The 24,677-nt window shown below is 33.9% G+C and carries 27 protein-coding genes; 9 read left to right on the top strand and 18 right to left on the bottom strand.

The features are described from left to right. The first annotated feature begins 14 nt into the window (after nt 1-14). Together hypR and merA are read left to right on the top strand one after the other, a co-directional pair. On the top strand, nt 15-446 hold the full coding sequence (hypR, locus tag CM54_RS00400) for a redox-sensitive transcriptional regulator HypR (RefSeq protein ID WP_037548187.1): 432 nt from the start codon (nt 15-17) through the stop codon (nt 444-446). Beyond that, the gene (gene merA / locus CM54_RS00395) at nt 443-1,774 is read left to right on the top strand and encodes a hypothiocyanous acid reductase MerA (protein ID WP_037548183.1); all 1,332 of its coding nucleotides are present in this window, start codon (nt 443-445) and stop codon (nt 1,772-1,774) included. The genes hypR and merA overlap by 4 nt, the downstream gene beginning before the upstream one ends. Before the next feature lie 182 nt (nt 1,775-1,956). Here merA and CM54_RS00390 read toward each other — a convergent pair whose 3' ends face one another. The 6 genes from CM54_RS00390 to pta form a co-directional block, all read right to left on the bottom strand. Continuing rightward, nucleotides 1,957-2,298 carry a DUF1450 domain-containing protein gene (locus tag CM54_RS00390; protein ID WP_002433135.1) on the bottom strand — a complete coding sequence of 114 codons (342 nt, stop codon included), beginning with the start codon at nt 2,296-2,298 and terminating at the stop codon, nt 1,957-1,959. Between the two features lie 156 nt (nt 2,299-2,454). Next, nucleotides 2,455-3,531, bottom strand: a complete 1,077-nt coding sequence (locus CM54_RS00385; protein ID WP_002433171.1) for a phosphomevalonate kinase — start codon at nt 3,529-3,531, stop codon at nt 2,455-2,457. Between the two features lie 12 nt (nt 3,532-3,543). After that, nucleotides 3,544-4,527, bottom strand: a complete 984-nt coding sequence (mvaD, locus tag CM54_RS00380) for a diphosphomevalonate decarboxylase (RefSeq protein ID WP_037548180.1) — start codon at nt 4,525-4,527, stop codon at nt 3,544-3,546. 4 nt (nt 4,528-4,531) lie between these two features. Continuing rightward, on the bottom strand, nt 4,532-5,452 hold the full coding sequence (mvk, locus tag CM54_RS00375) for a mevalonate kinase (protein ID WP_037548177.1): 921 nt from the start codon (nt 5,450-5,452) through the stop codon (nt 4,532-4,534). Between the two features lie 521 nt (nt 5,453-5,973). Beyond that, nucleotides 5,974-6,813, bottom strand: coding sequence for a lipoate--protein ligase family protein (locus tag CM54_RS00370; protein WP_023350745.1), 840 nt, complete (start codon nt 6,811-6,813; stop codon nt 5,974-5,976). Beyond that, nucleotides 6,813-7,802: a phosphate acetyltransferase gene (gene pta, locus CM54_RS00365; RefSeq protein WP_002452520.1), complete on the bottom strand. Its 990-nt coding sequence runs from the start codon at nt 7,800-7,802 to the stop codon at nt 6,813-6,815. Before pta ends, CM54_RS00370 begins: the two co-directional genes overlap by 1 nt. A gap of 172 nt (nt 7,803-7,974) precedes the next feature. On the opposite strand from pta, the gene hemQ reads away from it, so the two are divergent. From hemQ to CM54_RS00350, 3 genes are all read left to right on the top strand, one after another. Continuing rightward, nucleotides 7,975-8,724, top strand: coding sequence for a hydrogen peroxide-dependent heme synthase (hemQ, locus tag CM54_RS00360; RefSeq protein WP_023350746.1), 750 nt, complete (start codon nt 7,975-7,977; stop codon nt 8,722-8,724). 431 nt (nt 8,725-9,155) lie between these two features. Beyond that, nucleotides 9,156-9,920, top strand: coding sequence for a threonine/serine exporter family protein (locus CM54_RS00355; RefSeq protein ID WP_023350747.1), 765 nt, complete (start codon nt 9,156-9,158; stop codon nt 9,918-9,920). Between the two features lie 14 nt (nt 9,921-9,934). Further along, nucleotides 9,935-10,387 (top strand): threonine/serine exporter family protein, encoded by a 453-nt coding sequence (locus CM54_RS00350; protein ID WP_002433140.1) that lies wholly within the window; start codon nt 9,935-9,937, stop codon nt 10,385-10,387. Nucleotides 10,388-10,495: 108 nt separating this feature from the next. On the opposite strand, the gene CM54_RS00345 is transcribed toward CM54_RS00350, so the two are convergent. The 4 genes from CM54_RS00345 to CM54_RS00330 form a co-directional block, all read right to left on the bottom strand. Then, nucleotides 10,496-11,968 (bottom strand): APC family permease, encoded by a 1,473-nt coding sequence (locus CM54_RS00345; RefSeq protein ID WP_037548174.1) that lies wholly within the window; start codon nt 11,966-11,968, stop codon nt 10,496-10,498. Between the two features lie 113 nt (nt 11,969-12,081). Next, nucleotides 12,082-12,450, bottom strand: a complete 369-nt coding sequence (locus CM54_RS00340) for a DUF423 domain-containing protein (RefSeq protein ID WP_162488584.1) — start codon at nt 12,448-12,450, stop codon at nt 12,082-12,084. Nucleotides 12,451-12,474: 24 nt separating this feature from the next. Next, the gene (locus tag CM54_RS00335; RefSeq protein WP_002433511.1) at nt 12,475-12,837 is read right to left on the bottom strand and encodes a DUF5327 family protein; all 363 of its coding nucleotides are present in this window, start codon (nt 12,835-12,837) and stop codon (nt 12,475-12,477) included. A gap of 11 nt (nt 12,838-12,848) precedes the next feature. Then, entirely contained in the window at nt 12,849-13,499 is a 651-nt protein-coding gene (locus CM54_RS00330) for a uracil-DNA glycosylase (protein WP_037548171.1), read from the bottom strand. Nucleotides 13,500-13,667: 168 nt separating this feature from the next. Between CM54_RS00330 and CM54_RS00325 the strand changes: the two genes are divergently transcribed. From CM54_RS00325 to vraX, 4 genes are all read left to right on the top strand, one after another. Then, entirely contained in the window at nt 13,668-14,651 is a 984-nt protein-coding gene (locus CM54_RS00325; RefSeq protein WP_023350750.1) for a choloylglycine hydrolase family protein, read from the top strand. Between the two features lie 107 nt (nt 14,652-14,758). Further along, nucleotides 14,759-15,589, top strand: a complete 831-nt coding sequence (gene thiD / locus CM54_RS00320; RefSeq protein WP_030059924.1) for a bifunctional hydroxymethylpyrimidine kinase/phosphomethylpyrimidine kinase — start codon at nt 14,759-14,761, stop codon at nt 15,587-15,589. A 371-nt stretch (nt 15,590-15,960) separates the two neighbouring features. Continuing rightward, on the top strand, nt 15,961-17,112 hold the full coding sequence (locus tag CM54_RS00315) for an FAD-dependent oxidoreductase (RefSeq protein ID WP_037548168.1): 1,152 nt from the start codon (nt 15,961-15,963) through the stop codon (nt 17,110-17,112). A gap of 237 nt (nt 17,113-17,349) precedes the next feature. Then, nucleotides 17,350-17,520, top strand: a complete 171-nt coding sequence (gene vraX, locus CM54_RS12710) for a C1q-binding complement inhibitor VraX (protein WP_016898722.1) — start codon at nt 17,350-17,352, stop codon at nt 17,518-17,520. Nucleotides 17,521-17,898: 378 nt separating this feature from the next. On the opposite strand, the gene CM54_RS00305 is transcribed toward vraX, so the two are convergent. The 8 genes from CM54_RS00305 to hxlA form a co-directional block, all read right to left on the bottom strand. Next, nucleotides 17,899-19,311 carry an MFS transporter gene (locus CM54_RS00305; RefSeq protein ID WP_002433423.1) on the bottom strand — a complete coding sequence of 471 codons (1,413 nt, stop codon included), beginning with the start codon at nt 19,309-19,311 and terminating at the stop codon, nt 17,899-17,901. A 190-nt stretch (nt 19,312-19,501) separates the two neighbouring features. Further along, nucleotides 19,502-19,762, bottom strand: a complete 261-nt coding sequence (locus CM54_RS00300) for a hypothetical protein (RefSeq protein ID WP_037548165.1) — start codon at nt 19,760-19,762, stop codon at nt 19,502-19,504. A 1-nt stretch (nt 19,763) separates the two neighbouring features. Then, nucleotides 19,764-20,129, bottom strand: coding sequence for a hypothetical protein (locus CM54_RS00295; protein WP_002433510.1), 366 nt, complete (start codon nt 20,127-20,129; stop codon nt 19,764-19,766). Then, complete coding sequence (locus tag CM54_RS00290) at nt 20,104-21,243, bottom strand: thiolase family protein (protein WP_037548164.1); 1,140 nt, start codon at nt 21,241-21,243, stop codon at nt 20,104-20,106. The genes CM54_RS00295 and CM54_RS00290 overlap by 26 nt, the downstream gene beginning before the upstream one ends. A 2-nt stretch (nt 21,244-21,245) precedes the next feature. Further along, nucleotides 21,246-22,601: an AMP-binding protein gene (locus CM54_RS00285; RefSeq protein ID WP_037548162.1), complete on the bottom strand. Its 1,356-nt coding sequence runs from the start codon at nt 22,599-22,601 to the stop codon at nt 21,246-21,248. 112 nt (nt 22,602-22,713) lie between these two features. Then, complete coding sequence (locus CM54_RS00280; protein WP_037548159.1) at nt 22,714-23,361, bottom strand: HAD family hydrolase; 648 nt, start codon at nt 23,359-23,361, stop codon at nt 22,714-22,716. A gap of 120 nt (nt 23,362-23,481) precedes the next feature. Continuing rightward, nucleotides 23,482-24,030, bottom strand: coding sequence for a 6-phospho-3-hexuloisomerase (gene hxlB, locus CM54_RS00275; protein ID WP_002433290.1), 549 nt, complete (start codon nt 24,028-24,030; stop codon nt 23,482-23,484). Nucleotide 24,031: 1 nt separating this feature from the next. Further along, a complete protein-coding gene (hxlA, locus tag CM54_RS00270) occupies nt 24,032-24,664 on the bottom strand; it encodes a 3-hexulose-6-phosphate synthase (protein ID WP_023350759.1) in 633 nt (210 codons plus the stop codon). Nucleotides 24,665-24,677: the final 13 nt, after the last annotated feature.

The following is a 24,677-nucleotide window of genomic DNA, read 5'->3' as shown; positions in this document are numbered from 1 at the left end:
TAAGGTGGGTAGATATGAATTTAGAATTCAACATTGCGGTACATGTGTTAAGCTTTCTTACTAAGCACAAAAACGAAAAATTTAATAGTAAGGAATTGGCGGAATTAACTTGTCTTAATCCCGTTCAGTTAAGACGTGTCGTGGCTAACTTAAGCGACCAGCAACTTATCACTACAGTACGTGGTAAAGATGGCGGATACAAAGCTAATCAATATACGTCTACAGTGAATTTAGCTGAGTTATATCAACAATTCGTTCTCGCTAAAGATAATAATCAACGCGTTTACACTGGAGACCGCAACAGTCACTGTGACATTTCTAAACATATTGCACAGATAATGGCTCGATATCGTGATGAAGAAATTCAACTCATTTTAAATTTCTATCGTAACAAAACAATTCAAGATGTCTTAAACGACATTTTGCAGGAGGTAAACCAAATATGACATCTTATGACCTTATCATCATTGGATTTGGTAAAGCAGGTAAAACTTTAGCATCTTTCGCAGCCGGACAAGGACAGCACGTCGCACTTATAGAACAATCATCTAAAATGTATGGCGGTACATGTATAAATATTGGATGTATTCCTTCTAAAACATTAGTGCATGACGGTATCGAAGGAGCATCTTTCGATGAAGCATTTTCAAGAAAAAATGAAGTAGTGAATGCATTAAATAAAAAGAATTATAACAATTTAGCATCAAAAGACAATATAGAGATATTAGATTATAAAGCGTCTTTTGTTTCTAATAATGAAATTGCGTTATTGGATCATGCAGGTAATGTAAAAGATAAAAGCACAGGGAACAAAATCGTCATTAATACTGGAGCTCAAGCAAATATACCAAAAATTGAGGGTATAAAAACTACTAAAAATATATATGATTCAACTGGATTATTAAATATTAATTTCCAACCTAAAGACTTAGTCATTGTGGGTGGTGGATATATTGCACTCGAATTTGCTTCAATGTTTAGTAATTTAGGAACACAAGTGACTATATTAGAACATGGTGATGTGATAATGCCTCGTGAGGACCGAGAGGTGGCTGACCTAGCACTTCAAGATTTGCAAGACAAAGGGATTTCAGTTCATACAAACGTTGAAACAACTGCATTTTCTAATGAAGGCGACTCAACAATCGTTCATACCAATCATGGTAAATTCAAAGCTGATGCAGTGTTACTAGCAACTGGACGTAAACCTAACATCGATGGACTAGGTCTAGAGAATACTGACGTAAAAATCGGTCAACGTGGTGAAGTACAGGTAAATTCCCAACTTCAAACTTCAGTTAAACATATTTATGCAGCTGGGGATGTTAAAGGTGGCTTACAATTCACTTACATTTCTCTTGATGACTTTAGAATTCTTCGTTCCCAACTCTTTGGAGATGGATCGCGAACAACTGAGAATAGAGGCAACATTCCTTATACAGTATTTATCGATCCACCTCTATCAAGAGTTGGTCTCACTGCTGCTGAAGCAGAAGCACAAGGTTTTAATTTCCTGGAAAATAAAATCTACGTAAATACAATACCTCGACATAAAATTAATAACGATTCAAGAGGTATTTTCAAAGTTGTACTAAATAAAGATAATGGCGAAATATTAGGTGCAAGTTTATATGGAAAAGAATCAGAAGAATTGATTAATCTAATCAAATTAGCGATAGATCAGCACATCCCATACACAGTACTAAGTAAAAATATCTATACACACCCAACTATGGCCGAATCATTCAACGATTTGTTTTTAGAACCACTTTGATTTTAATCATTAGTGGTTCTTATGCAGTAGATCCTTATCTACTGTATTCCTTTTTACACTTTGATTTTTAATCATTAGTGGTTCTTATGCAGTAAATCCCTATCTACTGTATTAAAACTCTCACTTTGGATTTTATCAAAAAAAGGAACTGCGCTACGTCAGTTCCTTTTTTTAGTATTTATCTATTTAGCCGCTTTACGTTTTTCTAGTTTCTCTTTAAGTTTGCGGTCTTGCTCTTCTTTACGGCGTTTGCGTTCTTCATTACGTTTTCTTAAACGCTCTTCTTCCTCAGGATCACGTGGTTTCTTCAATTGTTTAATGACCTTCTCCATTAACTCTTCTTCAGTTAAAGCAGCAAGTGGGCGATTATTAACGAATGCAAAGGTCTTACGTCTTCCCGGACCACAGTATGACTGACAGCCAATCTCAATTTCCGCTTCAGGATCTAATTTTTCTAATTTCTTTTTCAACGTTTTAATATTAACTGCCTGACATTCATCGCAAATCAGAAATTTATTCTGCATCTTGCTACCCACCTTTCTATTATTAAATCAACTTATATCATAATCATTTCTCTATATAACTCTAATTATTTTACTCTTTTTGCTATAAATTTCAAGTTGATTTAATCGATAATATACACCATATAAAAAAACAACCTTTAATAAAGGCTGTTTTTATTACTGTCCATGATAAATTCTAAATTTTAATGGTTTAATCCCTTGCGCTATCCATTCATCATAAATTAACTGTTTATCAATAATAGTGTTAATAATTGTTATACCACAATCACCGCCACCAGCGCCAGATGTTTTAGATGCACCACCGTGTTTCTCACCAATGTCACATAATTTCTTAAGTTTATCTGTTTCTATATCAACTGTTGCTTCAACATCCATTGATTGAATAACACGACGATTTTGTCGTATCATCTTTTGAACGCCTTTGATATTATTAGTCTTAAACGCTTGAATTAAACTTTCTACACAATCATGTGATCGATCTAAAAATTCACCGTAGAAACTTGGGTCAGATTTTAGACGTTTTACTTCACTAACCAAATGTGGTGATGATGCAGGAGAACCTGTCCATCCAATTAATACTTCCATATTTTCTGGTGCCTGTAATGGTTCAATATGAAGTCCTGGCCAGTTTTTTTCTAATACGTCATTTACAGATGTTTCTTCCATCTGTTGCTTAACCCAATCATGATCGAATGTACTATAAGCAAGCCAACCGCTGTATACACTCACTGCTATATCTCCACAAGAACTCAAACTTTGTAATTTCATATTAGCTATAACTGCTAATTTATAGATATACAAATTCGAAAGTTGCATGTCATAAAACTCATTCAATACTTTAACAACTGAAACTAAAACAGCAGCACTTGATCCTAAGCCATACTTCTGGCCAGAATCATCAGCTAAATTACTATCAATCGTTAAGTGGAAATGTTTAAGTTTGATATTGCAACTGCGTGCATATTGTTCAAATACCTCGATAGCGGTAACTACATACTTCAATTGCTTAGCAGCTTGCACATCAGATATTTCAATTTTATCTTCATTACGATCAAATTTTACAGGTTCGTAATGTAATGTTTTGGAATGAATACTTCCCTCAACTTCATTAGAGGCCTCTATTGTTGCTGTAACAAATCTGTCTACTGCAATAAGGACAGATTTATAGCCTGGTTCTGTTACAGCATATTCACCTGCGACATAAAGTTTTCCGGGTGCTTTGACCTGTATCATTCTATCTCTTCCTTACTTAATAATTTCAACGCCAGTACTAATAATATCACTTACAATAATTTGCGATTCATCAAATTCTTTTAAAAATTGTTCAACGACAGCTTGTTTATTTTTCTTTTCAACTAACACTTTAACATTTGGTCCTGCGTCCATGGTGAAATAACAAGGCAAGCCAGCTTCACGACACTGATGGACGACAGCCATCGCATCGTAACTTTCTTGAACCAAATATGTAAATGGCGGTTGTGCACCTAAATTTGTAGCATGCATTCTTAAACCATTTGCTTCTATAACTTCACCTAAATGTTTGAAATCTTTATTTTTTATTGCTTCTTTTGTCTCAGCTAAATCTTGATCAACATGGTCAAGCCAATATTGATAGAAACGAGATGTTTCTCTTGTTAAAGACATCCCTGAACGACTTGAGACTTTTTTCGATTGGTTATTGATTACTACAAAAATCATAGAAAGATCTTTTTCCCAATCATTAGCATCAATAGCATGAGCATAAGAAGTCGCATCATCATGACCTTTCTCCCATTCAGCAAAGCCTCCGTAGATACTTCTTGAAGCTGAACCAGAACCTCGACGTGCTAATCTAGATAAATCCTTGCTTGATAAACCTAATTGAAGTGCTTCATTACAAGCAGCTGCTAATGCAGCGTATGCACTAGCCGATGAAGCTAATCCAGCCGCTGTAGGAACAAAATTATTGCTTTCAATTTTAGCATGTAAATCTGTGGCAGCAACATCTCTCACGATATCCATATATTTTTGGATTTTAGTTGTTTCTTTAGCATCAACTTCTTCCCCGTTTAGAATAAGTTGGTCTTCAGTTAGTGCCGCGTCAAACGTTACTTGTGTTTCAGTATAAAAACGTTCTAGCGTGACAGATAAACTATTATTCATCGGAATAATATATGATTCATCAGCTTTACCCCAGTATTTGATTAACGCAATATTTGTGTGCGCACGTGCTTTGCCACTTTTCACCAATGGTTTACCCTCCTAAATGTTCAATCCACGTATGTGCTGCGCCTGCTTTTTCAACAGCTGCTACGATCTTTTTGGCAGTTTGTAAATCTTGCGCAAGAAGAAGCATGCTACCGCCACGTCCTCCTCCAGTAAGCTTACCAGCGATAGCACCATGTTCTTCACCTATTTTTAATAGTCTTTCTATTTTATCATGGCTAACGGTTAAGTGTCTTAAGTCTTTTTGGCATTGATTAAATATATCTGCAAGATGATTAAAGTCATGTTTTTCAATAGATTCACTTGCTTCATGAACAAGAGATCCAATATGTTCAATATGGCTCAAGTATCCAGGGTCTTCACACAATCTATGAACATCTTCTACTGCCTGTTTAGTCGATCCTTTGACTCCAGTGTCTATAACTATCATATAACCATCAAGTTGAAGTGATTTAAGGTTTTCAACGTGCCCTTGTTTGAACCATACAGGTTTATTAGAAACTATAGTTTGTGTATCAATCCCACTTGGTTTACCATGTGCAATACGTTCTGCCCAATTTGCTTCCTTGATTAATGTTTCATCATCTAAAGGTTCTCCCATGAAGTCATAACTAGCTCTAACAAATGCAACAGCTACGGCTGCACTTGAACCTAGTCCTCTTGAAGGAGGTAAGTTCGTTTGGATTTTTACAGAAAGTGGTTCTTTTACACCACTTCTTTCTATAAAACGATTAATGATAGACTTTAGATGTTCAGGCGCATCATATAACATGCCATCATATACATCACTTGTAATAGAAGAATAGTTACCTTCCTCCATACTTTCAATTAATATTTTTATTTTACTAGCATTAAATGGGATGGCGATTGCTGGCTGACCAAATGTTACTGCGTGTTCACCTATTAGAATAATCTTTCCGGTAGACTCCCCGTATCCTTGTCTCGTCATGTTTTCTCACCTTTTTATATACCTTATATATACTTTAATTCATTGACACTATCTGATAATTAATTTGAAAAATAATTTTTATTACGTATAAATACGTCTATATTTAGACATCATTGAAATTACTATTTTAGCGAATTTTACAATTGTGTTGCCACTGTTTAACGATGCAATATTTTAATATCAGTATTTTTTAACTACAAAAGAGTATAATAACTCTTTTCTTGATAACTAACAATACTTTAATAGTATAAAACTCTTAAATAGAGTTATCAAAATTATGAATTATATTTACCTTTAACTTCGATTATGTAAACATTTAATAAATTTTAACTAAAGTTTTCTAAAATTTTCCACCTTACATATGATACTACAAAAAGACCTGGGAATATATATCTATAACTAATGATATAAGAATTTATTCTTTATTTGATAATACAAGTAGAGAAGGTCTACAAATCGAGTTTTTTGTAGACCTTCTCCTATTCACTTACTCATCTATTTAAAATATTCTTACGCACGCTTTACAAATCTAATTTTTGATGCATTTTTGCATTTCGTTCGATCATTTTTTCAAAATAACCTTCATATCGTTGCCATTCATCTTCAGTAACTGGATCCATATTTAATTGAGCACCTAAATCTTTCAGTGCATATAAAAGTAAAAACATTACATCTTGAACTTTAATGTCTTTATTGAGTAACGTCTCTAATGAAGCCATAGATTCGGGATCAATATTAGGGAAACGAAACTTGGTTGTTTCTCCTTTGAGTGCGTGTTGATAAAAGTCTCTCATCATAGCAGCACGCTTAGAACCCGATCCTTCTACACAAAGATAGATTTGAACCGCTATACCTCCACGTACACGTCTTTGAGAAATACCAGCAAATTTCTTGCCATCAATACTTAAATCGAATTTACCAGGACAATAAGATTGTTCAATTTCATGTGTGTGAATATCTACATCTTCGTCTTCAAACATCTTACATATCAATAGATACATTACTGTAAAAGCTTCATCTATAGTTGTTTCAGTTTGTCCTTTAAATATTAAAGAAATATTAAGCACACCTTGGTCCAATACTACGCCAAGTCCACCTGAATTTCTCACAATGGCATTATAGCCTACTTCATTTGTTAAATAACGTATGCCATCACTTAAAAATGGAAGTCTTGAATCGTGTATACCAAGGATAACTGTATGTTGGTGAATCCAAGTTCTTACTACATTACATGATAAGTCTTTCCCAACACTTTCAGAGAATGTATCGTCAAATGCAAAGGATTGCATGGGTTCCAGACCCGTTGAATGATCCACATAACGCCACGGTATTTGGTTAAAATATTTACTTGATAAATCCATTATTGTAGTGATTGAGCTGCAGTAATAATAGATAAGTTATAAACATCTTCAGTTGAGCATCCACGTGATAAGTCATTAACAGGCGAATTTAGACCTTGAAGAACAGGACCAACTGCATCATAACCACCTAAACGTTGTGCAATTTTATAGCCAATGTTACCTGCTTCAAGACTTGGGAAGATAAACACATTAGCGTCTCCTTGAATTTTAGCGCCAGGCGCTTTTTTCTCAGCTACACTAGGGACAATCGCAGCATCAAATTGGAATTCCCCATCAATCACAACATTTTCAATATTATCAGATTGAACTTTTTCTTGAGCTAATTTTAATGCTTCTTGAACTTTAGTCACGTCGTCTGATTTAGCAGAGCCCTTTGTAGAGAAGCTTAACATTGCTACTTTTGGTTCCATACCAAAGCTTAGTGCAGACTTAGCACTTTCTACAGCAATTTCAGCTAATCCTTGAGCATCTAATTCAGGGTTGATGGCACAGTCGCCGAAGATATATTGCTCGTCATCTTTAATCATAAAGAATATACCAGAAGTCTTAGATACACCTGGTTTAGTTTTAATAATTTGTAATGCTGGACGTACTGTATCACCAGTTGAATGTGCAGCACCGCTTACTAAACCTGCGGCTTTACCAGTGTAAACAAGCATTGTACCGAAATAATTAACATTGTCTAACATTTCTTCAGCTTGTTCTTTAGTCGCTTTACCTTTTCTACGCTCTACAAATTCATCTACTAATTCAGGTTTTAAATCACTTGATGAAGGATCAATAATTTCAATATTAGTTAAATTGAGAGATTTTTCTTCTGCTAAAGATTTAATTTTTTCTTCATTACCTAACACGATGGGTGAAACATAATCACTCTCTTGTAATTGCGTTGCTGCCGTTAAAACTCTTTCGTCTTCCCCTTCAGGTAATACAATTTTTACATTTTTTCCAGATAATTTTTCTTGTAATACATTTAATAAATCAGCCATAATGTCCTCCTCAATTCACATTCATAATAACGTTTACATTTCAAATTATACGTCATTTTGTAGTAGAATTCCATTTCACTCAATTGTAAACATTTACTTAGGAGTTCCTAGTTTGTTTATGATAAAATTTAACGTGAATTGATTAAGAATTTGAAGATAAGGAGCGATAACTATGAGTGAAGCAGCCGAAACTTTAGATGGTTGGTATAGTTTACATTTGTTTTATGCAATGGATTGGACTACATTTCGTTTAGTTCCAGAAGACGAGCGTGAGGCAATGATTTCTGAATTAAAATCATTTGTTGAAGATAAATCTAAAGCAAGAGAGTCACACACAGGTGATCAAGCAATTTATAATATTACAGGCCAAAAAGCAGACCTACTATTATGGTTCTTACGTCCTGAAATGAAAGACTTAAATAAAATTGAAAATGATTTTAATAAATTACGTATTGCGGACTACTTAATTCCTACTTATTCTTATGTTTCAGTGATTGAATTAAGTAATTACTTAGCCGGCAAATCTGACGAAGACCCGTATGAAAATCCACATGTGAAAGCTAGATTGTATCCTGAACTTCCTCATTCTGAATACATCTGCTTCTATCCTATGGATAAACGTCGTAATGAAACTTATAACTGGTATATGTTACCTATAGAAGAACGTAAGAATTTAATGTATAACCATGGCATGATTGGACGTAAATATGCCGGTAAAATCAAACAATTTATCACTGGTTCTGTTGGTTTTGACGATTTTGAATGGGGTGTGACATTATTCTCAGACGATGTATTACAATTTAAAAAAATTGTATACGAAATGCGTTTTGACGAAACTACAGCGCGTTATGGCGATTTTGGTAGTTTCTATGTAGGTCATATCTTAAATACAGACGATTTCAATGAATTCTTTAATATTTAATTTTTGACTGCAGAAAGCTATGAAGAAATATCTTCATAGCTTTTTTATATACTTAAAAATAGAAAAAGCACACTTCGGAGAACTCGAAGTGTGCCTTCCTAGTAGTATCCTTGGGAGAACTTTAATCACTACTACGTATTAAGTTAACTTCAGAGAATATACAGTCGCTACCCAATATATTCTTTGTAATCGTTAACTAATATTATTTTAACCATTTTGAAACATTTGAAACACGATAAAATTAAAAATATACACTTTTACCGAATAATTTCATTATAGGTTTAAAATTGAACTTATTTAAATAAATTAATTATATTTTAGTTTAACTTTTCACATTTGCGAATAGGGTTAAAGTTTATGTATGTGGTCTTTTTTAATCACATCTACTATAATAATATTAAATTCAAAATATTTTAAAAATTGGTGATGTAATGACTATTGAATCAAATGAAACAGCTCATGAAAGTCTAATTAAAGATGTAGTCATGTTAGCTGCCCGAATATTATTAGAATCTGGCGCTGAGGGTACTAGAGTCGAAGACACAATGACTCGCATCGCTAGAAAGTTAGGTTATTCAGAAAGTAATAGCTTTGTAACGAATACTGTTATTCAATTTACGTTACATAATGAATCATATCAGCGTTTATATAGAATTAAATCACGTGATACAAATCTTATAAAAATTTCTCAAGCTAATGAAATCTCAAGACAAATTACTAATGGCACGATTGACCTAGAGGAAGCTAAGAAAAAATTAGAACATATTTATATAGCTAAGAGGGACAGTAGTCTTCCCTTCAAAGGTATAGCTGCTGCAATAATCGCAATGAGTTTTCTCTATTTACAAGGAGGACGTCTCATTGATGTGATTACAGCGATTTTAGCTGGGAGTTTTGGTTATCTAGTAGTTGAAATTCTTGATCGCAAATTACATGCACAATTTATACCAGAATTTTTAGGTTCATTAGTGATTGGTATTATTGCAGTCATTGGACATTCGCTTGTACCAAGTGGCGATTTAGCAACAATCATCATCGCAGCAGTCATGCCGATTGTACCAGGAGTATTAATTACTAATGCGATTCAAGATTTATTTGGTGGGCATATGTTGATGTTTACTACTAAATCTTTAGAGGCGTTAGTGACTTCATTCGGTATTGGTGCAGGCGTTAGCTCAATTTTAATTTTAGTTTAGGAGGCATGTAGAAAATGTTTTGGATATTGAATTTTGTATTTAGTTTTCTCGCCTCACTCTTCTTCTGTGTCATATTTGATGCGCCTAGGAAATTGTATCTATCATGTGGATTTGTTGGTGCATGTGGTTGGATGGTCTATATTCTATTCTTTGATGGGTTACAAGTTCACACTATCTATTCAAGTTTCTTTGGAAGTTTAGCATTAGGTTTATTAAGCCACTACATGGCACGCCATATGAAAGAACCAGTCATTATCTTTATGGTTACTGGTATTATTCCTTTAGTTCCAGGTGGACTTGCTTACGATGCTACTAAAAATTTAGTATTACTTCATTTCAGCAGAGCAATTAATACGATGCTTGAAGTAACATTGATTGCAGGAGCAATTGCTTTAGGCTTATTGTTTGCTGACCAAATCTCTAAAATAGTTATCTCAGGCTTTGATCGTACACGAAAAAAATTATAATTCCATATATATAGAATAAGCTCAAAGATGATTTTATTAATGTAAATCATCTTTGAGCTTTCTTTATTTCAAAACTATATTAAAGAAACATTTTTTGTATTAATTAAATTATTTCTTAGGTTCATCAACCATGTCTTCGACTTCATTTTCAGAACGGTTAAGAATTAAACGACTTAATTCGTCATTATCCATCTTCTTAAGCTTAGGATAGCGGATAAAGAAGAAGATAAGACCTATCACTAGCCAAATTGCTAAAGCAATGTAAGAAGGTCCTGGCAATGATGCAGGCGATCCTGGAATTAAGAGTAATCCTAAGAAGATAAATGATACGATTGAACCAATAATCGCAAACGTCTTATAAATAGGCGCGTATGTGTTGCTTTGTTTATCATAACTAAATAGTTTTGCTGCTGATAAACAAGTAATGAAGTATGCAATAGAGACACCTGTTGACGACATGTTAACAATCCAATTTAATGCATTACGTCCTAACCAAGGCGCTACTAATGCTACACCCACTAAGAAGATAATAGCAACATATGGTGTTTTATATTTACTATGCAATTTACTAAATACTGTAGGCATAATACCAGAACGTCCCATAGAGAATAAAAGACGACTTGAACTCATTAAGAAACCGTTGAGTCCTGTAAAGATACCCATTGCGATAGCAATAGCTAATACACCAAGACCAATGTAACCAAATGCTCCTTGCGTAACCGCACCTGTTAACCATAAGTTACCGTTGAGACTTTTAGAATGTGTGCCTAACCATCCAGTATAAAGTAACATGACAACATAAGTTAGTGCTGCTGCTAGTAAGCTATAAACAATTAATTTAAATGTTTTATTTGGTGCGAAATTAAATTCTTCTGCGGTTTGCGGAATGTTATCGAAACCTACATAAGCCCATGGTGCGATAGCCACAATCATGATAATAGATCTAAACCAACCTTTATCTGAATTAGCTAAAGGTTGTATATTACTTAAGTCAAAGTTACTACCAAAGAATGAACCAAAGAACATAAGTAAGACAACGACAACCATTGCAATACAGAAATAATATTGAAGTGATCCAGATACACTCGCACCTCTAATTGAGATAATCATAAAGACTAATAATAGTACTGTTGCAATGATAATCTCCGTTATGTAGACATCCCAACCTGCAACTGTATATAACTTTCCATTATTTAAAACATTGGGTAATAGAAACTTAACTAATAAACTAAACGCTGTAGCATTTAGTGCTACGACGCAGACATAGCCAAATGTTAAAAACCAAGATGAAAAGAAACTTACATATCTACCGAAACTTAAGAAACTAAAAGCAAATGCTCCCCCTGAAACCGGGAATTTCTCAACTAACGCCCCATAACTAACGGCGATTAAAATCATTAATAACGCACCGATGACGATGCCTATAGAGGATGCAATAGGTCCTGATTGTTTAATCCAATCCCCTGGTAAAATAAAAGCACCCCAACCGATACATGAGCCGTAAGCAATTGCCCATACGAACTTTTCAGAAAGGTTTTGCTTAAGGTCACCTCTATCTACTTTATTATTTTTATTTTCCATAAATAAAACTCACCTCGAAGGTATTCTATACCCGATTCGGTGAGTTTTTAAATATCAAGTATACTATTTTCTTTAGAATTTTAAGCTTAAAAATGTTTGTTAGTTATTAGTATTTAGCCTGCATATTTAAATGTAGCGATAATTAACATTAACCAACCTGCTATAAATAACACGCCGCCAATTGGTGTAATAGCACCTAAAATTCGAATTTGTGTAAGTGCTAAGATATATAAAGAACCGCTGAAGAAGACGATCCCGAAGAAAAGTAACCAACCTGCCCAATTAACATTAATAGCAGTAGTACCGCTAATTACTCCAATAATTAATAGTCCGAGACCATGATACATTTGATACATTGTCGCTTTTTCCCAAACAGACATGTATTTTTCAGATAATTTGTTTTCTAAACCATGTGCACCAAAAGCGCCTGTACCGACAGCCATCATCGTATTTAGTGCACCTAGAATTATAAATAATTTCATCATTTCAATTGTGCTCCTTTATGTTTAAAAGTCGAAAATAGACTCGCCATTTCCTATATTGTCATCTGTAGTCATTAAATTTGAATGAGACGTATGTTCATTTTTCATTGATTGAGGTACTTTACCTCCCATTGCTTCAATTTCAGCAGCTGACACTTGATTTTTATTATGATTTGATTGATTCGATTCTTTGCGTTGCGAAGATAAAACTTGAGCATTGGATGCCTCATGCCTATCTTGAACCGAAGTTTGATTATCACTAGAAGTGTATAGAGAAGTTAATGTATGTATAGCATACATATGCTTTTCAAATTCAGCCTCAGTCTGAGCTTCATCCGCTTGCACTAATTCTTGTTCAATCAAATGAATCATTTTATCATTGCGCATCATTTATCACCTTAACCTTCGCACCAATTAATAGGGTCTTTTCCTTTAGCTTTTAGATATTCATTCGTTCTTGAATAAGGCTTAGAACCAAAGAAACCTCTAAAAGCAGATAATGGACTAGGATGAGGAGATTTTATAACTAAATGTTTAGATGTATCAATGAGTTTCTCTTTTTGTTGAGCAGGTTTGCCCCATAATATAAAAACAACATTTTCACGATGTTTAGAAACCGCTTCAATCACTTCATCAGTAAATGTTTCCCATCCGATATCTCTATGTGAATGTGCTTCTCCTTGTCTCACTGTCAGCACAGTATTTAATAAAAGCACACCTTCTCTAGCCCAATCTTGTAAATGTGGTGATACCCTATGACAACCAATATCATCTTCTAGTTCTTGGTACATATTTCGCAATGAAGGTGGAAATTTAGCATTAGGTTGCACTGAAAATGCTAAACCATGTGCTTGGTTAGGTCCATGGTATGGATCTTGCCCCAGTATAACTACCTTTATATTGTCAAACGGTGTTAAATCAAATGCTTGGTAAATATTCTTTCTATCTGGGTACACAATTTTAGTTGTATATTCTTTTTCTAGAAAATCGTGCATCTCCTGAAAGTCATGTCTTGACGTTATATCATGAAAAACTTCTGACCATTTCATCGCATTCACCTCTCGACATATTTTAACATATTCAATGATAAGAAGTTATGAAGATTAAATTGCCGCTCTATAAATGTAAACCTATAATATTACAAGGTTTACAATATAAATATTTTTGGCTATAGTACTACTAAATCAATTTATATCAGAAGTTTGGAGCGTAGACATATGTGTACTGGTTTTTCATTTTTCACAAAATCAAAACATCATTATTTAGCTAGAACAATGGATTTCGCATTCGAATTTAACGGCATACCTACTGTGGTACCTCGCCACTATCAGTATCAATTTGACTTAGAATCAGAATTACGACTTCAATACGGTTTCGTAGGCACTAATTTAAAAGTCGGAAGATATCGCTTTGGTGATGGCATCAATGAACATGGAGTGGCAATTTCAAACCATTATTTTACTGGTGAAGCTTCATATAGCAACCATAGACGGTATGGCTATTTCAATTTAGCACCTGAAGAATTTATAGTGTGGGTGCTTGGCTTCGTTAAAAGTATAGAAGAACTCAAACAAAAAGTGAAAAACATCAACATTATGAATGAAAAAAATACTACATTAAATATAGTTCCACCCCTGCATTTTATAATCACTGATGCGTCAGGACATACAGTTGCAGTGGAACCCCATAACGGACTACTTATCGTTAAAGACAACCACGTTAAGGTATTAACCAACGCACCTAAACTTGAGTGGCATATTCAAAATTTAAGAAATTATGCTTTCCTTCAACCTGAGAAATCAACAAATCAGCTTGTTGGCAAAGTATTAGTGCGTTCCATGGGATGTGAAGCTGGCACTAATGGCCTACCAGGTGGCTATACATCTACAGAACGATTCGTGCGTGCCACTTATTTAAGACATCATTTATCATCTTCTCATAATGAAGATATCAACCTTATGAATTGTTTTAAAATCCTAGACTCTGTCAGTATACCGCAAGGAGCTGTGCTAGATGCTGGAGAAACACATTACACACAATATCAATTAGTTATGGATAGTAAAGATAAAGCTTATTACATTAAGCCATACTTTAGTAATCAACTTTTCAAAGTTCAATTAAATGAAGAATTACTATCAAAGGACGATATGACATTTCTTCCTATTAACAATGAATTACATATTTCTCAATTAAATGCGTAATATATTCATGCGGTCCTTCATTTTCGAAAAGCTATAAACATTTAGCTTACCCGATAAACGTGGTATGATTAAGGATATATTAGAACTTAACGGGAGTGAATAAAATTATGGCTTTAAAGAAAGTATTAACAATTGCAGGGTCTGATACGAGTGCGGGAGCTGGTATGCAAGCAGACCTTAAAACATTCCAAGAATTAGATACGTATGGAATGGTGGCTTTGACATCTATCGTTACGATGGATAAAGAAACGTGGTCTCATGATGTAACACCTCTAGATATGAATGTCTTTGAAAAGCAACTTGAAACTGCAATTTCTATTGGCCCTGACGCAATCAAGACGGGTATGTTAGGTACTCAAGAAATCATTAAACGTGCAGGCGAAGTTTATGAAGAATCAGGTGCAGATTACTTCGTCGTAGACCCAGTCATGGTTTGTAAAGGTGAAGACGAAGTACTTAACCCAGGAAATACTGACGCAATGATTAAATATTTACTACCTAAAGCAACAGTAGTAACGCCAAACTTATTTGAAGCTGGCCAACTTTCAGGTTTAGGAAAATTAACTTCAATCGAAGATATGAAAAAAGCTGCTAAAATCATTTATGATGCAGGTACACCTCACGTGATTATCAAAGGTGGTAAAGCGCTAGATCAAGATAAATCTTATGATTTATACTACGATGGCGATAAATTCTATCAGTTAACAACAGATATGTTCCAACAAAGTTATAACCACGGTGCAGGTTGTACGTTCGCAGCTGCGACAACTGCTTACCTAGCTAACGGTAAATCTCCAAGAGAAGCAGTCATCGCTGCTAAAGCTTTCGTAGCATCTGCAATCAAAAACGGTTGGAAAATGAATGAATTTGTAGGACCTGTTGATCATGGTGCATATCATCGCATCGAACACATCGAAGTCGAAGTAACAGAAGTTTAAAGAAATACTGCATTGATTTCTAAAATAAGAATTCATTCTATATAGCTTTCTAAGATGGCTAAAATAGACAAAAGCTTGATATAAACACAGTTCAAATTCAGTCATCTAATTCAAAAATGTTAGAAGCGTTTAAGATATGAATTGATGTTTATCCTCTTTTAATTTAAAGCTTTTAATCACTTTTTATTGATTAATAAGGTGATTGAAAGCTTTTTATTTTTCTATATTGGAAATTTTTATGTGTATATTCCACCTTTATCACACGTTTTAGAATCTTCACTCTAAAAATATTAAAACGAATATGTTTAAAACAACCTTTACTGTAGTAAACAATGGTAAATGAAACCTTTTAAAAAGGAGGAAATTATAACATGAATATTGAAGATCAAAACGTGGGGATGACTGAACCTATTACAATCATTGGCGGAGGCATCGGAGGTTTGACACTTGCCAGAGTATTGTATGTCAATGGTATACCATCTAAGGTTTATGAAATTGATACATCTCCAAATGCACGTACGCAAGGTGGTCAACTTGATATACATGAACATAATGGACAAGTTGCACTTAAAAAAGCTCATCTGATGGATGAATTTCACTCTATTATTCATGAAGGCGCAGACGCAGCACGTATATTTAATTCTAATGGGGAATTACTTCACGATGCGCCTGCTGACGAAAATAATGGTAGACCTGAAGTTTTACGTGGAGATTTAAGACAAATTTTAATTGATTCATTACCTAACGAAACAATAGAGTGGAATAAAAAAGTGGATCGTGTAGAAGAATTGGAAAAAGGACAATACCAAGTGTTCTTTAGAGATGATACATCTTTAACTACTAGCAAATTAGTAGGTGCAGACGGCGCATGGTCTAAAGTACGTAAAGTTTTAACTGATATTACACCTCATTATACTGGTTACACATTTATAGAAACATACCTTCATGACGTTGATAACCAATATCCTGAAACTGCAAAAGTTGTAGGACAAGGCCAAATGTTTGCATTATCTCCAGGAAAAGGTATCGTAGCACATCGTGAATATGGGAGTATTATTCATACTTATGTACAGATGCAATGCTCTTCAGAGTGGATTGACAACATTGATTTCTCAAATAAAAAGGAAGCGACACAAACCATAGCTAATGAATTTAAAGGTTGGCCTAATGAAATTACTGCATTGATTACGGAAGCTGAATCCTCAATTACTCCAAGAAAAATTAATGCATTGCCTGATGAACATCGTTGGCAAAGACGACAAGGCGTTACTTTAATCGGAGATGCGGCTCATTTAATGGCTCCTTCAGGTGAAGGCGCAAACTTAGCTATGTTAGATGCCGCGGAATTAGCAGAAAGCATTGCAAAAATGAATGGAGATTTAAATAGCGTTATTAAAGATTATGAAGAAACCATGTTCCCTAGAAGCGAAGAAGAAGCTAGAGAATCACATGAATTATTGGATATATGTCTAGGTGAGGACAGTCCACATCGTCTAGTTGAACTCTTTAAAGGTAATATTTAATAAATATGTAAATGAAACTGGCTTACTTTAAGTGTAAGCCAGTTTTTTAGATCATCATTGAAATTAAAATATTTTGTTGAATGAGGTTTCAAATACTTCTCTAAATTTCTAGGCATAAAGTCTGAGACATCTCTCCGATGTTCGTAGTATTCAAAGTTGATACCATAGTCCCATGTATTTTTAAAGAAACTCATTTACTATATAGAGTGTAGAGAGACAAAGGAGGAATCGAACAACATGATTATCTACAGGCAAAATATAGAGAACGGAGTACCTATTTACGAAATCATAACTAAAACTTTCAAGACTATTACAGTAAAATGTGATGAAACTTTCAGTGAATTCGAAATCTATAAATTGCTCTCTCTACTAGAAAATGACGTAGACACAATGAAAATGAGTTACTAAACCGTGTCGATGTTATTTTCACATCCAAACAAGACATTGCACAAAATCCAATTGAGAATTTGAGAATTAGAATTTATGTTCTAATTATTCCCTAACATAATGTGTTTTTTAAAGTTTTCTGTCCCCTAAACTATAAACTTTAAAAGCCATTCAATCATCCCTAAAAATACTCACCTTAAAATGTATAAAACGCTAATGTTAGCCAAAATTGTCCCCTTTTGTAGCTCGGAGAGAACCTTTGAGCGTTGCTACCATTAGCGTTTATTTTTTCTAATTAAAAGTACGTCTAGTGAATAAAAAAATAGCAGTAAAATGATTTCTAATTGAGATCATTTTACTGCTATTACTTTAATGAAAGTTATATTCTAAGTTTTATATTTAAAAGTTTTCTTTTTCTTTTCTCTCTTTAACCCACCATAAAGCTTTTTTAGGGTTTTCTTCATAGTATTTTCTATCTTCTTCATTATCAACATTTGGATAAGAACCTTTAAGTGACTTACCTGCTGTACTTGCATGAAATAAAGTAATAACTAAGAATCCAATTAAACTAATTGCAGTTAAATAATATGCTGGAGCTAAAGCATTTCCAGTTGATTCTACTAACCATGATGCAATTAAAGGCGTAGTACCACCAAATAAAGAAACAGATACGTTAAATGTTACTGATAATGTACGATATCTGATATGTGTATAGAACATTGTTGGTAAAGATCCTGGCATTGTTGCTTCATATGTTGAAAGGAAGAATCCTAATATGAAGACACCGATAATTATTAATGGTAATGATTTAGTACTTAGTAAACTGTATGCGACAATACTTAATAAAGTAAGTCCTCCTGTACCAATCAAGAATACCTTTTTCTCACCAATTTTATCGGCCATTTTACCAAACATTAGTGCTAATGGAATCATAACTGCCATTACACATGTAATAAGTACACTTGTAGTCGTAGCATCCAGTTTAACAATTTGACCAAGATACGTTGGTAGATAAGCTGTTACAGAATAATTCGTTACATTAAAGAATACTACCGCTACGAAGCAAACGAGAATATCTTTATAATAATATCGAATAATAGTGAAGAACCCTATGTTATCTCTTTGAGGAGTGGAAGCTACATCATTTTCATAAACAGGAGACTCTTCAAGTCTACGACGTAAATAAAGACCAAATAATCCAAGGAATAAACCTAGAATAAATGGAATTCTCCAACCCCATGCTTGCATTTGATCATGAGTTAAGAAGAAACTTAATAATGCAATCATAATTGAAGCCGCAATATAACCTGAAAGTGTACCAATTTCAAGGCCACTACCTAAACTATTACGACGTTTATCCGGTGATGATTCAGCAACGTAAGTCATTGCACCTGCGTATTCCCCACCTGTAGAAAAGCCTTGTAGCACCCTAGCAAGTAATAACAGTATTGGCGCCCATATTCCTATTGTATTGTAATTGGGTAGTAATCCAATAGTAAGTGTAGATAATGCCATTAAAATAATTGTTGTAGTTAATACAACTTTACGTCCATATTTGTCACCGATGATACCAAACACGATACCACCAATAGGTCTTAATAAGAACGCGATTGCTAATGCTGCAAATGTAAAAATTTGTTGGATTTGAGGATTATGTACTGGAGAGAAGAAATTCGCTCCTATGTATGCAGTTGTATAAGCATAAACCCCAAAGTCAAACCATTCCATGGCGTTACCAATACCGGTAGCTACAACGGTTTTTTTCGCTTCTTGACCGTCTACCACGTTAATATGATTTTTGTTGAACTTCATTACAATAACACTCCCTTGTGATATGTTACATAATTATACGTAGTTAAACTTTAATGTCAAATTAATTCAGTTTACATAATTTTCAATTTTTTAAGTTTATTCATTTTACAGATATTTAAATTTAACATTTGAAATTGCTTCCATTAATTATTGGCAACGAAAATAAAAAAACTAAAAAATAATTTTTCATCTAATTTTTTAATACCATTAGTTTTACCCCGTATAAATCATCCGAAACTTTTATAATTGTTTCGTCTTCAACAAAAAATCGTATATCGTCATGTATATCAATAGGATTAAGGTATTTTATTTTATAATTCTCCCATTGTATATTGAGTTCTTCGAAGGCGATTTCACATACTAATTGACCTGGTACGATGTCATTGTGTATTGGATTCATATCATTCACTAATACTAAGTATTCTTTAATAATCTCGATTGAAATCTTCATTTTAACGCTTTACCTCGATAAAAACTTGTTCTATATATATACATTTATGGTTATTTTTATTTATTTTCAAACTATAGGTGTGCTTGATAAAATCTTTTATATTTTTAACTGAAATTTTGCTTAAAGTCGCGTCATATACTTCATCCGTTACTAATTTATTAAATTCTTTAACATATGTCTCCTTTAAAATTAAAGGTTTCTTTACAAATTTTTTATAACTTTTAAATTCCGACCAAAGCTTTGCACACATTAAAGTAGGGACTTGATAATTGAAATCTTTATTTAATAAATAGCAATACTTACGCACTTCTTTTTCTTTAAAAATGACTCTTTGATGTTCTTCACCATCTCTCAAATAATACTGCATTACCGAGTCCTCCACCGATTCCCATTGTTGCAATGGATTTATTTTGCACATTCATATGAAATAATCGTGTAACTAGAGCAGCGCCACTTGCTCCATATGGGTGACCAGAAGCGATTGCGCCGCCCCATCGATTTAGCTTATCATCAGAAATACTAAGTTCCTTCTGACAAGCTAAAACTTGTGAACTAAATGCTTCATTTAGTTCTATAGTATCAATATCTTCTATTTTAACTTTAGCTCTTTTCAACAACTTTCTAACTGCTGGCACAGGACCTATACCTAAATAATTAGGATCGACCCCAACTGTACAACTTTCAATAAATTTTAATCCTTTAGCAAAACCTAAGTTTATAGCGAGTTTCTCTTCCATTACAAGGATTAATACGGCACCATCATTTTTCATACAACTGTTACCAACTGTAATTGAACCTTGAATTAATAATGGTTTAAATCTACTTAATTTCTCAGTAGTTAAACGAGACTTAACACTTTCATCTCTATCAAACGATACCCCTTTAACTTTAATAGGCAATATTTCTCGGGAAATATTCCCATTATCATAGTTACCTTGAGTCAATTGATGGCTTCTATAAGCGAACTTATCTTGCATTACTCGCGAAATACCGTATTTTCGCGCCACATTTTCAGCAGCTTCTATCATTGAAGGATCTTGACCTTCCGGAGCAAATGGCGCTTTTTCGAAGAATTGAGGAAATTCTGTTTCATACACTGATTGAGGTCGTTTTAATTTCCAAGGTGCTCTACTTATACTCTCAACACCACCTGCAAGGTATACATTTCCAGCGCCACTTTGTATCATTCTACAAGCTTGTATAATAGTTTCTAGCCCTGAACCACACTGTCGATCAATAGTAACGCCTGGAACGGAGTTTTTAAGGCCTGCTTCTAGCAAAGATTTCCTTGCGATGTTACCACCATTGCCAACTGTGTTGCCGATAATAACGTCTTCCAAGTATTCCATCGCTCCAGGATATTCTGCTTGAAAGTAATTGAATAAAGGTTTTAGTAGTTGTTCTGGTTCCAAATGCTTTAAATATCCACCGTACTTGCCAAATGCAATTCGTTTAGCTGCTACAATGACTGGTTGCTTCATATTTAAATCTCTCCATTCAAATATTTAGTTTTCATTTTTCCTCTAGCAATTTTTCCAGATTCAGTGTAATGCATACCGTCAATTTTCCTAATTTTAGACGGAACCTCATATCTTGATAGATGACTCTTTAAACACGTTTTTACTTCTGAATATTTTAATTCTTTTATTCCTGTATACAAAAGAACTGCTATTTCTCCAAACTTATGATGTGGCTCACCTATTACTATTGCTTCACTGACACCTTCAATATTCATCACGCGCTGTTCTATCTCACTAGGATATACGTTAACGCCACCTATAATTAGACGGTCACTTTTCCTTCCTACTAGATATAAATTTCTATTTCTAATTAGTGCATAATCTCCTGTCTCAATCCACTCATTTGAAATTTGTTCTTCACCAACATATCCACTAAAAGTCATTTCACTTCGAACTTTTAGTAGTCCAATATGTTTTGAATCTTTCTCAAATAGTTTGGCTTCCACGTTTGGAAACAATTTGCCTACTGATTGTCTTGGTGCTGTTTGATTGAAATTATAGCTAATAAAACTTGCCTCAGAGGTGCCAAAAAATTCTATTAAATTCGTATCTGGATAAAGTTGAGCGATAGCCATAAATTGTTCTTTTGAAAGCTTTGCTCCACTGCTGAAAATACTTTTAATTTCTACAGTATGTAAATCTTTTAAAATGAACTGATAAAGCATCGTGGGTACTACAAACAATGAAGCAGGCTGATGTATAGACTGTATAGTCTTCACGAGTACTTCTGCATTAAACTCTTTTTGACCTACAAATGTGCGTCCTGTAAACAAAGCATATATACATGCGTATAAGGAGAGTGAGTGTGATAAAGGGCCAGGAGCAACAATCACTTTTGAATCATGCTTTATTAATTTCTCATTCTCTTTATAAGAAATTAACCATGAATGTTCATTTCTATAATAAGCCTTGGGCAAGCCAGTTGTTCCCGAAGTAAATCCAATATGCAGTAATGTACCATTATTAGAATGAGAAATCCTATTATACCCTGTTTTAATTAAGTGCTGGTCACTCTTTAACCATTGAATTTTATATTTTTCAATCAGCTGATTTATTGTAACTTTATTCCATTTACTACTAAAAAAGCACGGAATACCTCCAACTCTATGAATAGCGAAATAATGAATTAGATTTTTTATCGGATGGTTACTTAATAAACCAACTTTTTCTCCCTCGTTAATCATAGAATATTGAGAACTTGCTTTATCTATCTCATGAATCAATTCATCGTAAGTTATTCGTTGATGATCAAATACCAAAGCCAATCGCTTAGGTTGATGCTCACCAAAATCATAAATATTTTTAATTACCTCTAACATACCATCACCATATGTAAACTATATTTATAAATATGTTAACATTAATCTTAAAATTCCTCATGCTAAAATTAACGCCCTACTACCAATGATATGGAAGTAAGACGTTATTAATTTATATTATAGTAAAAATTCCCTCTGGTTCATTCACGACATAATACGGATTTTCTTGAAGTAAATCATGTGCAGATTGCGCGCCCCAAGTCACTACACAGGATCTAATATCTGATAAACTCGCACTTTTAACATCATGCGTTGTATCTCCGATATAGACTGTACGTCCTTGATTTAAATGATTATTCTGTATGATGGATTGTAAGATTTTATAATGAGGCTTTCGCAACTCCTTAATATGTAAACCTAGTGCATCTTTTGTAAATCGATTAAGCCCTAAATAATCTAATTGTCTTGTTACTACAGCTGTTTCATTACTTGATATTACAAAGATATTTTTCTTTTTATTATGTAGTAATTGGAGCATTTCACTTATTCCCGCAAACTCTTTTATATTATGTATTTCATATTGCCTGTAATATTTATGATAAGCCCTAAGGAATAATTCAACTTTTTCCTCATCTATACCGATACTAGTTAAACTTCTCAAACCTTCCTCTAACGGTTGGCTTTGTGCACTTAAAATTTCTTCTTTACCAGGATTCTTTAAATTTAATTCCTTAAAAGCCTGCTCAGTTGCATAAACGTGACATGATGTTGTGTCTGCTAAAGTACCACCAAAATCAAAAATATAGTTGTCAAAATTCATGATGTTACACCTCTTAGATAGTAATTACATTATAAATATACACTTTTTTGGTTAAAACTGCGATATATTAAAAAACCAGAGATTTCATGGACTTCATGGAATCTCTGGTAGTATTTCTTACTATTCTAAATTAGCATGATTTTGTTGCATTGTTTCTTCATTGATATGAAATGCTTCCATTAAAGGCAATACAACACTGTCGAGGAAAACTAGTGACGCTTGTTCAAACAAGCTTCCTAGTGGTTGCTTAGAACCTTCAATATCGTGTTTAGTGCCAGCTGGTAATTCTATAATAGTTTCAGCAAGCTCTCCGATTGGCGAATCTGTTTGCGTTGTAATAAGTACAACTTTAGCGCCAATCTTTTGCGCTTTTTCAGCTAACAATCTTAAGTGTTCTGTTGAACCTGACCCAGAAATAATAATGAAAAGGTCGTGCTCTTTTATTGATGGAGTCGTGGACTCTCCTACAACATAAGCGTGTTCACCTAGTTGGTTTAAACGCATTGCAAAACTATTTGCAACAAATCCAGAACGCCCTTTACCAGCTACAAATATTCTATCCGCACCAACAACGTCATTAGCAAATCTTTCATACGACGTATCATCAACATGCGACAACGTATGATCTAATTCATCAAGTATAAGACGATAGTTATTAAATTCTGTCATCCTATCTACCTTCAATCGCATCGCGACATTGTTTTGCAGCTTCAACAGGATCGTCAGCGTTTGCGATTCCTCCACCTACGATAACTAAATCAGGTTCTTCAGCCACAATATCTTTAATTGTATCTGGTTTAATACCGCCAGCTACAGCGACTTTAGAATTTTTAATTACTGACTTCACTGTACGTAAACTATCTAATGGTGATTGACCTTCAGCTTGTAAATCATAACCAGTGTGTACAGCGATATAATCAGCGCCCATTTCGTCTAATTCTTTTGCGCGTGTTTCAAGATCTTGTACCGCAATCATATCTACTAATAATTCTTTACCATGTTTATGTGCTTCTTCAACAGCAGCTTTAATTGATGCGTCTTCTGCTACACCTAAAATAGTTACAACATCAGCACCAAATTTAACAGCTTGGCTTACTTCATAATCTGCTGCATCCATGATTTTTAAATCTGCTAATACTTTCGCATTACTAATATTCTCATTTAAATGTTGTACTGATGGTAAACCTTCGTTAATAACAATCGGCGTACCAATTTCAACAATATCTACATATTCTTCAACTTTTTTCGCTAATTTTGCTGCTTCTTCTTTATTTAATAAATCAATTGCTAATTGTAGTTCCAATGAAATACATCCT

This window comes from Staphylococcus sp. TE8 (genome assembly GCF_000692055.1).
GTDB classification, from domain to species: domain Bacteria; phylum Bacillota; class Bacilli; order Staphylococcales; family Staphylococcaceae; genus Staphylococcus; species Staphylococcus capitis.
This window is presented reverse-complemented; position numbering and strand designations above follow the sequence as displayed.